At 58.7% G+C, this 14079-nt stretch carries 9 protein-coding genes; 3 read left to right on the top strand and 6 right to left on the bottom strand.

Annotated features, from left to right (window positions below; all coding sequences use genetic code 11):
* The 3 genes from GWG65_RS37630 to GWG65_RS37620 form a co-directional block, all read left to right on the top strand.
* Positions 1 to 503: NAD-dependent epimerase/dehydratase family protein (locus GWG65_RS37630; protein ID WP_275200448.1), on the top strand; the 503-nt coding region annotated here is incomplete at its 5' end.
* Between the two features lie 197 nt (positions 504 to 700).
* Positions 701 to 2527 (top strand): glutamine--fructose-6-phosphate transaminase (isomerizing), encoded by a 1827-nt coding sequence (gene glmS / locus GWG65_RS37625; protein ID WP_275200447.1) that lies wholly within the window; start codon positions 701 to 703, stop codon positions 2525 to 2527.
* A 459-nt stretch (positions 2528 to 2986) separates the two neighbouring features.
* Positions 2987 to 4324: an MFS transporter gene (locus tag GWG65_RS37620; RefSeq protein WP_275200446.1), complete on the top strand. Its 1338-nt coding sequence runs from the start codon at positions 2987 to 2989 to the stop codon at positions 4322 to 4324.
* A gap of 582 nt (positions 4325 to 4906) precedes the next feature.
* On the opposite strand, the gene GWG65_RS37615 is transcribed toward GWG65_RS37620, so the two are convergent.
* From GWG65_RS37615 to GWG65_RS37590, 6 genes are all read right to left on the bottom strand, one after another.
* The gene (locus GWG65_RS37615; RefSeq protein ID WP_275200445.1) at positions 4907 to 5773 is read right to left on the bottom strand and encodes an electron transfer flavoprotein subunit beta/FixA family protein; all 867 of its coding nucleotides are present in this window, start codon (positions 5771 to 5773) and stop codon (positions 4907 to 4909) included.
* Between the two features lie 370 nt (positions 5774 to 6143).
* Positions 6144 to 7901: a nif-specific transcriptional activator NifA gene (gene nifA, locus GWG65_RS37610; protein WP_275200452.1), complete on the bottom strand. Its 1758-nt coding sequence runs from the start codon at positions 7899 to 7901 to the stop codon at positions 6144 to 6146.
* 263 nt (positions 7902 to 8164) lie between these two features.
* Positions 8165 to 8932 (bottom strand): SDR family oxidoreductase, encoded by a 768-nt coding sequence (locus tag GWG65_RS37605; RefSeq protein ID WP_275200451.1) that lies wholly within the window; start codon positions 8930 to 8932, stop codon positions 8165 to 8167.
* Positions 8933 to 9915: 983 nt separating this feature from the next.
* Entirely contained in the window at positions 9916 to 10890 is a 975-nt protein-coding gene (locus GWG65_RS37600; RefSeq protein ID WP_275200444.1) for a nodulation protein NodZ, read from the bottom strand.
* A gap of 185 nt (positions 10891 to 11075) precedes the next feature.
* Positions 11076 to 13088: a carbamoyltransferase gene (locus tag GWG65_RS37595; protein ID WP_275200443.1), complete on the bottom strand. Its 2013-nt coding sequence runs from the start codon at positions 13086 to 13088 to the stop codon at positions 11076 to 11078.
* A 200-nt stretch (positions 13089 to 13288) separates the two neighbouring features.
* Positions 13289 to 14077, bottom strand: coding sequence for an ABC transporter permease (locus GWG65_RS37590; RefSeq protein ID WP_275200442.1), 789 nt, complete (start codon positions 14075 to 14077; stop codon positions 13289 to 13291).
* Positions 14078 to 14079 lie beyond the last annotated feature (2 nt).

Genomic DNA, 14079 nt, shown 5'->3' with positions numbered 1-14079 from the left:
GCCAGTACGGATGCGACTTCATCAGCGTGATGCCGACCAATCTCTACGGCCCCGGCGACAATTATCATCCCGAATTGAGCCATGTGGTCGCCGCCCTGATCCGCCGCTTCCACGAGGCCAAGGTCGCGGGTGCGAGGAGCGTCGCGGTCTGGGGCACCGGCACGCCGCGGCGCGAGTTTCTCTACGTCGACGACATGGCGGATGCCTGCGTGCACCTGATGAAGACCTATTCGGGTGCGGAGCTGATCAACATCGGCACCGGCGAGGATATCACCATTGCCGAGTTTGCCCGCAGCGTCGCCGAGGTCGTCGGCTACATCGGCGAGATCACGTTCGACACCTCACGCCCCGACGGCACGCCGCGCAAGCTGCTCGACGTCAGCCGTCTGGCGAGCCTCGGCTGGCGCGCGAGGACATGGCTCGCACATGGAATGGGGCAGACCTACCAGGCCTTCTTGGCTACATCGGACAAAGGACAGAATCATGCAGTTGCTAGCCGCTGATGGCGTTCATTGTTCGGTTCCCAGAAAGTTGCTTTAGGATCTTCCGGCGAATTCGACAGGGCTCCACGTGTTGCTCGGAGCTCGCGCACTGCCGGGTGACGCGTGCCCGATGGAGGGCAGGCACGGCTAGACTGGAGCGAATTGGTCAGCCGCGCCTTGCGGACGCTCTGTTTTGAACTTGAGGTAAACTGATTAGCATGTGCGGAATTGTCGGTATCTTAGGGCGCGGTCCGGTCGCGGATCGCCTCATCGATTCACTCAAGCGACTGGAATATCGCGGTTATGACTCAGCAGGCATTGGAACGCTCAAAGGAAATCATATCGAGCTTCGGCGCGCCGAGGGCAAGCTGAGGAACCTTGAGACACGCCTTCGCTGCCATCCGCTCTCAGGCCATGCCGGGATAGGGCACACACGCTGGGCTACCCATGGCAAGCCGACCGAGCACAATGCTCATCCGCATGCAACGGACAATGTTGCAGTCGTCCATAACGGCATTATCGAGAATTTCCGCGAGCTGCGCGCGGATCTGAAACAGCATGGCGCCTGTTTCGCCTCTGAAACAGACACCGAGGTGGTGGCGCATCTCATCGACTCATATCTGAAAAGTGGCTGCTCGCCGCAGGAAGCAGTAAAAGCGTCGCTGCCGCGGCTGGTGGGCGCGTTTGCGCTAGCAATCCTATTCAAGGGTCAACACGACCTCATGATCGGTGCGCGCAAGGGCTCACCACTCGCGATCGGCCATGGCGAAGGCGAAATGTATCTCGGATCGGATGCTATCGCGCTCGCGCCCCTTACCGACTCGATCACCTATCTTGAGGACGGCGATTGGGCTGTGCTTAACCGCAACTTCAGCGTGGTCTACGACGCACAAGGCACAGTCGCCCGCCGGGAAGTGGTGAAATCTGGCGCGTCGTCGGTTCTCGTGGACAAAGCAAACTACCGCCATTTCATGGCAAAAGAAATCCACGAACAGCCAGAGGTGATCGGGCAGACGCTGGCGCATTACGTCGATATCGCCACCGAGAGCGTGGCACTGCCGCAGGAGCTTCCGTTCGATTTCGACGAGATCGGACATATCTCGATCACGGCTTGCGGTACGGCAGGCTATGCCGGCCATATCGCCAAATACTGGTTCGAGCGGCTGGCTCGTATTCCGATCGAGCTCGATGTCGCCTCCGAATTTCGCTATCGTGAGGCACCGATGCGCAAGGGAGATCTTGCTATCTTCATCTCGCAGTCCGGCGAGACGGCCGATACGCTGGCCGCGCTCCGCTACGCCAAATCGCAAGGCCTGCATACGCTCTCGATCGTGAACGTTCTGAGTTCGACCATTGCGCGCGAAAGCGGGACAGTGTTGCAGACACTCGCCGGACCTGAAATCGGCGTTGCCTCGACCAAGGCGTTCACATGCCAGTTGGTCGTCCTGGCGGCGCTTGCGGTCGCTGCGGGCAAGGCGCGCGGTGAATTGTCGGAGAGCGAGGAGGTCGATCTCGTGCGAGCGCTGATCGAGATTCCCCGGCTAGCCAGAGCGGCGCTTGCCAGCGAGTCACAGATCGAGAAGCTCGCACGCGACATCGCCAAATCGCGTGACGTGCTATATCTTGGTCGCGGCACGTCGTTTCCACTGGCGCTGGAAGGGGCACTGAAGCTGAAGGAAATCTCCTATATTCACGCCGCCGGCTATGCGGCCGGAGAGCTCAAGCACGGCCCCATCGCCTTGGTCGACGAGAGCGTTCCCGTAATCGTCATCGCTCCTTGCGACCGGCTCTTCGAAAAGACCATCTCGAACATGCAGGAGGTCGCCGCACGCGGCGGCAAGATTATCTTGATAACGGACGCTAGCGGTGCCGTAGAGGCGTCCATGGATACACTCGCGACGATCGTGCTGCCGGAGATGGGGACGACATTTACGCCCATTGTCTATGCGATTCCGGTGCAGCTCCTGGCCTATCACACGGCCACCTTGATGGGCACGGATGTCGACCAACCGCGAAATCTTGCGAAATCTGTCACCGTCGAATGAGCCAAAGCGCGCCACCTGGGATCGTCGTGGGTCAGATATCGAAGGCTCGCAAAGCCCTGGCCAGTTCTCATCATGATGTGCGGCCCAGCTCCAGGCGCGACGCCAGCGCTTGGCGTACTTGGTTGTGCCGGTTCATGATCGGGAAGCTGGGACTCATGCGCAGATCTATGGCGAATCAAGTTACGAGGCTGGTGCGTCCGCCACGACACAGATAACAAGCTTGTCACCGGAATTGCCCGAGGTTTCAGTAGCTTGAGAGTCACACTTGCCGCGCGAGCGGAATAAAGCCCGAAAGACTGTGCGAGTTTGCGGCAATTGCCGAAAATATGCCGGAAACGTCAGGCGCTTACGGGTTGGTCGATAGTGCCCTGATGGCCGATTCGCGGCCATGAAACTGCACTCGGCTGGTGTGAGATTTTCTCCGGTACCGGCCATTTCAAACCGAGAGGAAAACTCGCGATGTCACCAGCGTCCATTGCGCACGCGCCGAATGCCAAATCGCGCATCGGCGCGATCTTACGTGCGACGAGCGGCAACTTCCTCGAGCAGTTCGACTTCTTCTTGTTCGGGTTCTACGCCAGTGCCATCGGAAACGCGTTCTTTCCATCAGGAAGCGAAACCGCTTCACTGCTTAACACCTTCGGTGTGTTCTGGCTGGGTGCCTTGATGCGACCTGTTGGCGCCATCGTGCTTGGAGCCTATATTGACCAGATTGGCCGTCGGCAAGGCCTGATCATCACGCTTTCGATCATGGCCATTGGCACCATCATCATCGCCTTTTGTCCCGGCTATGCGACGATCGGCGTTGCCGCACCCGCGATCGTGCTGTTCGGACGGCTGTTGCAGGGCTTTTCTGCCGGTGTTGAGGTTGGCGGCGTTTCCGTCTACCTCTCCGAGATTGCCACTCCTGGCAACCGCGGTTTCTACACATCGTTTCAGTCCTCGAGCCAGCAGGTTGCGATCTTTGTCGCGGCTCTTATCGGATATTTTTTGAGCGAAGCACTTCCGGCCGAAATGGTTGCCGCCTGGGGCTGGCGGATCCCGTTCTTCCTTGGCTGCTTGATCGTTCCGCTTATCTTCTTCCTGCGCCGGACGCTGGAGGAAACTCCGGAGTTTCTGGTCATGAAGAATCACCCAACGGCCCGCGAGGTCTTTGCCTCCACGGTTGCGAACTGGCGCATTGTCATTCTCGGCATGATGATCGCGATGCTGACGACCACGACCTTCTATTTCGTCACGGTGTACACGCCTACGTTCGGCAAGCACGTATTGCAGCTGTCCTCGCAGAACACGCTCTTGGTGACGCTTTTGGTCGCCGTGACGAATTTCATCTGGAACCCAATTGGCGGCGCGATTTCTGACAGAATCGGGCGGAAGCCGGTCTTGCTGACCATTGCCGGCCTTGCCTTGGTGACTGTATATCCGGCGTTGTCTTGGCTTGTGACCGAGCCAAGCTTTGGCAAGATGCTGATAGTGGAGATGATGTTCTCGTTCTATTTTGGCACCTATAGCGGCGCCATGTTGGGCGCTCTGGTCGAAATCGTGCCGAAGCACGTTCGCACGACCTGCTTTTCTTTGGCCTTCGCACTCGCCGCAGCTCTCTTTGGCACGTTTACGCCGCTCGCATCGACTTGGCTGATCGATCGGACCAACGACAAGGCATCGCCCGGCTTCTGGTTGATGTTTGCAGCTTTGCTCGGCATCATCGCCGCACTGACGATTTATCCAGGAAACACCAAGAGAGTTGCTAAGCCGTTGCGACCCGAGCGGTCTAACAGGGCCGTAACCGCGCAATAGCACGCGCGCCCATCGAAACCTTGACGGCCCAAGACTGAAGTGAACTTGGTGCGTGACTCTCCTTGCGCTGATCTCACGGTGGTGCGTGGCCCACTCTGCCGGTCACGGTTCTTCCGATGCGATCTGGAACAGTATCGGGACGAGCTGACGCTGATGTTGACCGGGAATGGCTGAGCATTATCGCCACACTCTATTTCGTTCTGTGGTCGAACGGCGAGATGATAATGCCCGCACATTGCGGTCACGTGAAACAAGGCAGAGCTCGCGTGAGGGATACATACCTCGCGCGAGCTCCAGCGGTGAAGTCAGCCGGCATTTCTGCCAAACACGTCTTCAGGCTGCAGGAATTCGTCCAGCGAACTGGTGTATCGCAGGTCAGCCAAACCATAGCGTAAGGAGACCTCTGCTATCTTGACCGATACCGGCCTCGGCGCTCGGATGCGCAAGTCGAATGTTCACCCTCCTTATCGTATTTTGCGAGGAGCCCTCGACCAGGGCGATGCTGCCTTGTGCAGTCGAGCGACGGGCCAATGCATGACCACGACCAAGGCCATTAGTGGCCCGGCCCGATCAGCCGCGACTTCACGCGCCGCTAGCTTGCGCGGATGAAGTACCACGCGCGAGCTGTGCGAGCTCCGTCTCGAGCTTAGGATTGCGCTTGAACATGGCGTCGATCAACGCTTGCGCCGGCTGCTCGGCCGCTTCCACCCACGTCGCCTTCTCCGCGCGTGCGGAGGGCGCGAAGACACGCTTAACGACGGTCGGCGACCCCCTCAGACCGCATTTGGCCACGTCATCCACACCGGCAGTTTGAGCGCTCCATTTTACGATTGAGGCACGGGCCGCACTCAAGGCATCTATCATTGCACCGCGGCGAATTTGATTGGTTCCCTCTAACATACTGATGAGACAAGGCAACTTAGAACGAAGCACCTGGACTCCTCCTTCGCAGCGCCGTTCCGCCTCGATCGTGCGTACCTTGACGTCCAGCGCCTTGATTGTGGAAACATAGGTAAGCTGCTGGATCCCGAGTCTCTTTGCAATGCCAGGTCCCACCTGCGCCGTATCGCCGTCGATAGTCTGCTTGCCAGTGAAGATGAGGTCCGGTGGGCCATATTCCCTCCCGATATTGCGAATCGCGCACGCCAGCGCGTAACTCGTCGCCAGCGTATCGGAGCCTGCGAAGCTACGATCGGTGAGCAGGACAGCGCGATCGGCACCAAATGTCAGTGCCTTTCGGAGAGATTCTTCGGCCGACGGCGGCCCCATTGTCAGGACAGTGATTTCGCCGCCGAACTTGTCTCTTAGCTCGAGCGCAGCTTCCAGTGCGAAGAGATCATATGGGTTGATGATTGTCGGCACGCCTTGACGCATGATCGTATTCGTGACGGGATGCACGCGGATTTGTGCGGAGTCGGGGACCTGTTTGATGCAGACGATGCTGTGCATATGCTTCTCCTGAGATGTTGAGCAGACACCCCACGAATAGCAAGTGTCATACCACCCCACGCATTTCGTCGCGACTGCGACGGGCTGCGCAGCGGGCGCGATCTCAGTTGATCTGGAACGGCCAGCAACGGAGCCACAGCGATCACGCGCTGGTGCGACGCCAAGCCATGTTTCATAGGGCGAATGCGTTGCAAGCAGACGATGACAAGACCGTCCGACGTAAAGAGGCCTTACGCTTCGCCGGCGAGCGAATCCCAACGAAAGCATAAGGCTGGCATCCGCCTCATGCACCAGAGCTGGCAACCGCCTCTTGTCACGCACTCCTATCCCGTCGGCCGAGCACGGGAGAGAAGCGAGCCCGACGCTTTGTTCAGAAGCGCTTGATCTCGATACCATGTCTTCGCAAGGCATAGCCGATCTGGCGCGGGGTTAGTCCAAGCAGGCGCGCCGCCTTCGCTTGTACCCACCCGGATCTTTCCATGGCCGCGATGACGCGCTCGCGATCAGTGACTTTCGCAGCAGCACCCACTACCGGTCGCCCGGGTGGCCCCAGCGGTGTCAGCTCGCTACTGACCGGCTGAACGGCTGTTACAGCTTCTGTTGGCGGCATGCTCAGCCTCGCGGGCAGTGAGATTGTCGGGCTCGGCTGTCGCGCCGTTTCCTCCGGTCCACACTTCCATAGCATGGCCGACAGGCATTGCCCGTGGCAGCAGGCAAAATCGTCTCTGACGATCGACGATCCATGCGCGAGGGTCGCGGTCCGCTGCACGCAGTTCTCGAGCTCACGGACATTGCCGGGAAATCCGCAACTCATGAGGACTTCAATCGCACTTGAATCGAACACCAGAGCACGGCCGTTCTCATTGTTGAAGTTCTTCAAGAACCGAGCGGCGAGAAGCGGGATATCAGTGCGTCTTTCACGCAGCGGTGGCAGTAGCAGAGGAACGACGCTGATGCGGTAATAGAGATCGGCACGAAACTCCTTTCTTGCCACCGCCTCTTCTAGATTTTTGTTTGTGGCTGCAATCACGCGAACGTCGACTTTGATCGTCTGATTGCCGCCCACCCGCTCGAATTCCTGCTCCTGAAGCACGCGCAGGAGCTTCGCCTGGAACGACGCCGAGATCTCGCCGATCTCATCTAGAAACAACGTTCCCTTGTCGGCGAGCTCGAAGCGACCCTTGCGCGCGTTGAATGCGCCCGTAAAGGCCCCCTTCTCGTGGCCGAACAATTCGGATTCCAGCACCGTCTCAGTTAGGGCTGCGCAGTTCAGTTTGATAAATGGCCGTTTGGCGCGCGCTGAGCGCTCGTGAATAGCCTTCGCGACCAGCTCTTTTCCGGTACCCGATTCGCCACGCAGCAGAACCGTGCTGTTGGATTTTGCAATCACCTCGATCTTCTCAAGTAACGCGCGCAGCGCCGGGCTTTCGCCGATAATTCCGTCCACTTGAACCTTCTTACGTTCCCGCCCATGAGGCTTGAGCTCGGACAGCTGCTTCTGCAGCCGGAACTCCTCGTCCATAAGGCGCCCGCGATCGCGCACAAAAAAGCAATGCAGCTTCGCCGTCTGGCCCAGAAGGCTAGCGATCATGGTCAGCAGGTGGAGGTCGTCCTCGAGCTGCGCGCATGTCCCGTTGTCCGCGATGCGGTCAATGCTCAGCGTACCCACAACTTTCTCGTCAATGTCTATGGGAACGCCGATGAAAGCAACACGCGTATTACCGGCGGCATCTAGCATTTCGACGTCGGAAGGACTGAAGGCCGAATGCAGCGCTACATTCTCGACGATGAGCGGCCGCCCCGACGTCACGATTTGATCAATTGCTCCGTGTGCCAAGCGCACTGCGCAGCGCTCATCGCGACCTTCGCTCCGGTCGTCGTCTACGATGATCTCGGGCACGCCGTCATGATCGAAAAGACACACGATGCCGCGCCGCATCTGCACGAGCGACGGCAGACGCTCGATGACGCTCTCCAGCTTGGCTTCGAGCCGGGACAGGCCGGTGAGCGTGTGCGCTATTTCAAAGATCGTGCTTAGCGATTTCTCTTGCGACGGCACAATACAAGCGGAGGGGTCCGCGTCGGAGGTTGAGTTTGGGTTTTCGCGTAGAGAAACGCTGTCTAGCATAACGACTTCTCCGTTCCTTTCTTGATCCTCCCCATCACCTTGATCGGACTTGTTGGACTCGTGTTGCATGCCCCCCTCGATTTGACATCCAGTTCTCGGGGCGGGGTGAGAGATCACGCCTCTTCATGGTACGTCGGCAGCACTTACAGTGACTAGATTTGTCGCTTTATTCTGTCCAACTCGCTGCGCGGATTCGCCCCGGCCAACATGACTTCCATCGATGAAGCTCAGATTAGCCGAGGTTCGTCAGGGGGCGGATTCACTTATAAGTGTTGCCCGCCATTGATCGGCACTTCGGCGCCAGTGACATAACTTGCCGCATCTGAACATAGGAAGAAAATGACCTTGGCGACCTCTTCGGGTGTACCCACCCGGCGAAGTGGGATCTTTGGCACAAGATGCGCTTCCGTGTCAGGCGACAAAATGTCCGTCTTGATTTCGCCGGGCGCGATCGCATTGACGCGAATGCCATGTGCGGCGTAATCGTGTGCCATTTCGCGCGTGAGACAAGCGAGCGCAGCTTTCGAAGTCGCATAGGCCGTGCCAGCAAATGGATGCACCCGCGAGCCGGCGATCGAAGTCACATTGACAATCGAGCCTGAAGCCACTTTTAGCTCATCGAACAGACCTTGAGCGAGCAGGATCGGCGCCACCAGATTGAGGTGGAACACGCTCATCCAGGTATCGACCGAGGTCGCCAGCGACGTCAGCCGGGTACCGTTTGCCGCTTTCGGTGAGTTTCCGGCATTGTTTACCAGTCCGTGCAACGGTGCGCCGGCAAGGCACTCCTTGATCTCGGCAATGACGCGCGGCAGCGTCCGATGATCGCTCAGGTCGACCTTGATATAGCTGTCGTCCTCTGAGGTCCACGGGCAGCGCACCGCGTCGAATGGTTGGCGCGCGCAAGAAATGACTCGCCAACCGGCTTCCGAAAACAATTTTCCGGTGGCGCGACCGATACCGCGCGATGCCCCGGTCAATACCAGCGTCTTCCGCTTACGCAGCGGGCGGCGCGCTCGATCGGCGTGAATTGGACCGCCAGGGTCCGTTTCCGACGATTGAGCTGCGACCGCTTTGTCATCTGGTAGACCTAGACTCACACGCGGCTCCCTTCCGCTCCCCTCGGCTGTGCACCTGGTGCAGGATCCGGGCCAGAGCCATGCAGGGCACCAGGGGCGCACTTTGCGACCCAAATGGCAGGTTCCGAACATCTGGCCTGTTTGCTTCTCGACAGCAGCAACGCCGCAGCAACGGGCGTCGAGCTCCCGGGCGCTGCCGAATGCGCGCGCGCGACGTTTTCGAGCCGAGAGACTGGTGATTCCAGGGCGAGCTGACTGCGTCGCACTCCACGGGCGGTCTGTGGCTCATTCGGTTTGGCGGAGATAGATCAGCCGTCTTTGGCGGAAATCAGGATCGATGGCCAGTTCGTCCAAGCTGTTCTCAGCCATCGTACACGGGCGCAATGCGGCTCTGGAGCAATATCGATGGACCGCCGGCCGCGCCGTTCATCACACATCCGTCCGAAAGGCCTCTGCGAGAGGCGCATGAACAAGGCGGTCGTCAAGAAACGAGCTGACCGCAACGCAAACGGATTGCCCTCCAAAGGCCATCCATCTACCGGACGCGCCTCCTTGCTGCCGGGACATTCTGACGTGACTGTCCGCTACGTCAGATTTCTCGGCGGCCCGGACCACCATTGCCGTGCTCTTCACCGTCTGGCCAGCCGATGATAAGGACCATAATCTTTTCCGCACGATTCGACTTACACATGACGACCCGAAGCATTGCGCGGGGCAAGGCCGCCGGCGCTCGCCAGCATTGGCCTACGCTTCGCAGGCGTTCGCCTTACCACCCGCACCGCATCCGTGGTTGTGCGCCGGTCAGGCCTCGCCTGCCGCCGGAAGTCGCCATCCACCGTTTCTGCGATACGTTGCGAAACTCGATGCTGTCGAAGTCCGCATCAGGCTGATGATCTAGCCGACCATTGCTCAGGCTTGAGCAGATTCGTGGCATTTCATGAAGCCGCGAAATGCTCGTATGGGTTATCGATCATGGTCAAATGCTCCGGATTGCTCAGATCGAACTCAATAATGCGCGGCACGAGCAGACGGGCATAGCGCGTGAAGGCGCTGGTGGGGGGAAAGCGGATCACGCTAGCGCATCGCGCAAGAAGATACATGTCGATGAGAGCGGAAGCTCCACCTTCAATTCCCATTTCCGCACTATGCAAGGGCCCTGCCCGATCCGCCTGGAAACGCTTTGGGACGGCGAAGACATCGGGAAACAGACCCGATACGTGATCGAGCACCTGTGCACTGTCCGTGCACAGGAAGACCTTTACAGGCTTCGGGTATGGCAAAGCCTTGGCTTTACGGATTGCCATGCAGACCTGACGAAGGGCGAGCTCCGAATCGGCCCAATACGGCGCATGCTCCATGATATCTTCGCCATTGCCGTGCCGAACGTGAACGCCGATGATGCTATGGCCGCTAAAGTGTTCCTCATACAACGCGTCGATCCGCGCTCGAATCTCAGACCTCAGCTTGATGTTCCGAAAGATCAGTCGTTCGGCTTCCTCGCCACAACGCCACATCAGGCAAGCGTCACAGACAACGGTATTGGCTTCGCTATCTTCTCTTGCCTGGAACAGCTCGGTCAGTTCGTCACGTTCCCGGAAGATCTGCTCATCCGGACGATTGATGCAGTCGATCGATGGCCTGTTCCACCACCGCGGGAAGAACGGTCCGGGAAACGAGAGCCGGTTGACCCGGTCATCGCAAATCACCCGCACTCCAGCGATGTCCTCAACCGGTTCGAAGAACACCGGAAAGGCGTTGCTGAACGGTTGGTCGACGTAACAGGAACCACGCCAGTCAATGACGAGCGTCCGCCCGGTCCGCTGCGCGTACGACCAGGCTGACGCCAGCGACCAGAGGCAATCACCAAAGCCGGTACGCCTCCGAGAAATAACAAAGCGTTCCTTCGTCAAGTTATCAAACCCTTCTCGTTGCGCAAGATCAGTCTTGTGTGGCGCACCTACTCATCTGCGACGCCAATGGACGGCTGGTCACCTCGACGCAAGGTGATTAACCCGCAAGCCTATCTTCCACGGCACCGCGATTGGCGGGTCATGCAAGAGGCGTCCACGGAGCCCTCTTGCGCATTGCTCACCTTTTACAACCGCGCAGTCTGTGACGGATGCAGCCGAATACGGCGCTGATCCCAGAGCCCGCGCAGTTCGTTCACGAGAGCTTCGCGCCTCGTCCTATCAGAGGTGACCCTGGCGAGAAGATCGGCAAGAACAGCTTCCTTCTCAATTTGCATCAGCATGTCGAACAGGTCATGCGAAACGCGCACGCTGTCCTGGCTCGAGTGACCCATGCGGATCTCGCAGACTGTCTCCTGGCGTTCTCGGCCCGCATGAGCGCGAACCCGGTACAGAGATACATGGGGCGGCAGTGATACAGCGAGTGCAGTCCAGCTTTCGAGCGTTGTTGCCCGCTTCTTGACGAGGAATGACCCGACCACAAGGCCATCGAGCTCGGTCGACAAAAACGCCGTAATCGCATCGGCAACGGAATCCACGATTGGTTCGGCATTGTTGTTGAATGACGTATTTAGCAGAATCGGGACGCCTGTCCGGCTCTTGAACGCATTTATGAGTTCCCAATAGGCGGCATTGTTCGTGCGGGAAACCGTTTGCAGCCGAGCCGTACCATCGATATGCGTGATCGCACCCAGCAAAGCACGCTTGGATTCGTGCACGCGAACGACGAAATTCATGAAGGGATATTCTGCGCGACCATCCGGCAACTCAAAGAACGCACCCGCATCCTCCTCCAGAACCGATGGCGCAAATGGTCGATAACTCTCGCGCTTCTTGACCATCGCGTTGATCCGGTCCTTGTTTGCGGCGGGCCTCGGGTCCGCAAGAATACTGCGGTTGCCGAGCGCACGAGGGCCGAACTCGGACCGGCCCTGTACCCACCCGATCACGGCGCCATCAGCGATCCACTCGGCTGCTCTGGTTGCGACGTCGGTGGTCCGTTCAATCTCCAGGTGTCCAGCCCATCGCTTCAGTTCCTGTTCGATGGTGTCGTCGCTGCCGACATCTGGCCCCCAATAAACCGCCTGTAGTCGCTCGCGCGGCGCCGGTTGCCCGGCCTCGTTCGACACCATCAGTGCCGCGCCTAATGCGCATCCGGCATCATGCGCAGCCGGCTGCACGAAGATATCTTCGAACAGGCCTGAATACAGGAGTTTTCCGTTCAGAGTGCAGTTGTGAGCCACCCCGCCAGCCAGGCACAACCGTTTCATTCCGGTCGATTCACGGTAATGCCGAAGAATGTGAAACACGATCCGTTCCAGCGCCTCCTGCAAGGATGCGCTCACATCTTGATGCTGTTGCGTGAACGGCATCCCCTTTCGCCGGACATCGATATTGCGCAGCAATGCCGGGCCAATACGGTCGAGGTGAACGCGGTAGCCACCGTTTGCGGAGAGCTCATAGAATTGGGAAAAGAGCTCGCGATAGCGTGCGGGATCTCCGTAAGGAGCCAGTCCCATAACCTTATACTCGTCGAACAGGCCGTAGCCGAGATATCGGATCGTCTCCAGATAGAACAGTCCGAGAGAGTTATTCTCCGGAAACGTCATCAGCTCGGTCATTTCGGTGCCCGACCCGACCGCCAAGAGACCCGAGAGGAAGTCGCCACAACCGTCGATCGCGAGAACCAGGCTTTCTTCAAAACCCGACATCGCCAGAGCGCTCACGGCATGTGCCTGATGGTGGCCTACGAATGACACCCGCGAAGGATCAATTTCGGTGCCGAACTCCGCCGCTAGAAGGTGCCGTAATAGCAGATTGGCATTTAGCGGAATCGAGATCTCAGGTTGTGAGATGAACAGCCGTTCGAGCATCGCGTTGCAATAGGCTTCGGTGGCGTAGAACGCAATGCGATCGACGTCGCGCAGCTCCACACCCGCGGCTGCAAGACAGTATTCAATCGCACTGCTCGGGAGCTTGTTCGAGTGTTTGATCCGGTTGAGACGCTCCTCTTCGACGGCAGCGATGACGCGCCCGTCCTTGACAAGTACTGCGGCGCCGTCGTGCAGAAACGTGTTCGGTAGTTCAAGCGGGTTTTCATAGACCCTGTCGAGCCCGCCACTCAATCCTAGACACAGCATCTTGTTCTCCGTTCATCCTGAGAGGCCTGTTGGCCTATTTCGTATCGCTTGCTTTGCGAGTAGGCCGCACCTCGCCGCGGGGCCGATCAGGCATCGCTGGCGTAACGAGGCTCACATAAGCGTCGCACGCGAATCGGAAGCTCGTTACGCCCGATATCCGATCTCGCACATGCGATGCTTCGCTTTAGGTCTTGTTCCTCTCACCGCATCAGGCGCCGCCGAAGCAGCGCGGCCGAGACGAGGAAGGGAAACGCTGCGTAAATGCAAAGTGCAGCCACATGCAAGCCGACGCTGTCGACTGGCCGACCGAGCATTGCTGGACGAATGAGATCGACCGAATGTGTCAACGGCAACAAGGCCGCTATACGTTGAAATGCGCCCGGCAACTGGCTCATAGGGAAGATCGTCCCGCTCAAATACATCATGGGCGTGAGAATGAGTGACTGATAGAAGATGAAATAGTCGTGGCTCGGTGCAAGCGCTGAAACGACCATTGCGAGGCTCGCGAACGTAACGCCAGTGAGGGCGATGGCTGGTAGCGCATAGGGAATGGATGACCACTCTGCATAACCCAGCGCGACGGCAACAATCGTGATCGCCATCCCGGCGAGCAAGGCCTTGCTTGCTGCCCATGCCACTTCACCGAGAACGATGTCGCCGAGGGTAAGGGGCGTACAGAGTACTGCGTCCCACGTGCAATTTGTCTGCATGCGAGCGTAGGCCGCATAGATCGTTTCGAAGGTTGCGGAGACCATCGCGCTTGTGGCGACCATGCCGGCGGCCAGAAACGAGATGTATGAGGTCCCCTCAACGCCACCTATGATCATTCCAAGGCCAAAACCGAGACCGAACAGAGAGCTCATCGGCTCGGCCAGGTTTCCAAGAATCGACGCCAGAGCGACTTTCCGCCAGACCAGAAAATTGCGGCGCCATACCGCGATCCAGTTCCATGGATTGGCAGGGAGCGCCGGCGCAAAACGTTGCCACATCG

The sequence above is a fragment of the Bradyrhizobium sp. CSA207 genome, from assembly GCF_029051685.1.
Classification (GTDB): domain Bacteria; phylum Pseudomonadota; class Alphaproteobacteria; order Rhizobiales; family Xanthobacteraceae; genus Bradyrhizobium.
The sequence above is the reverse complement of the archived record's forward strand: the minus strand, read 5'-3'. Positions and strand labels throughout refer to the sequence as shown.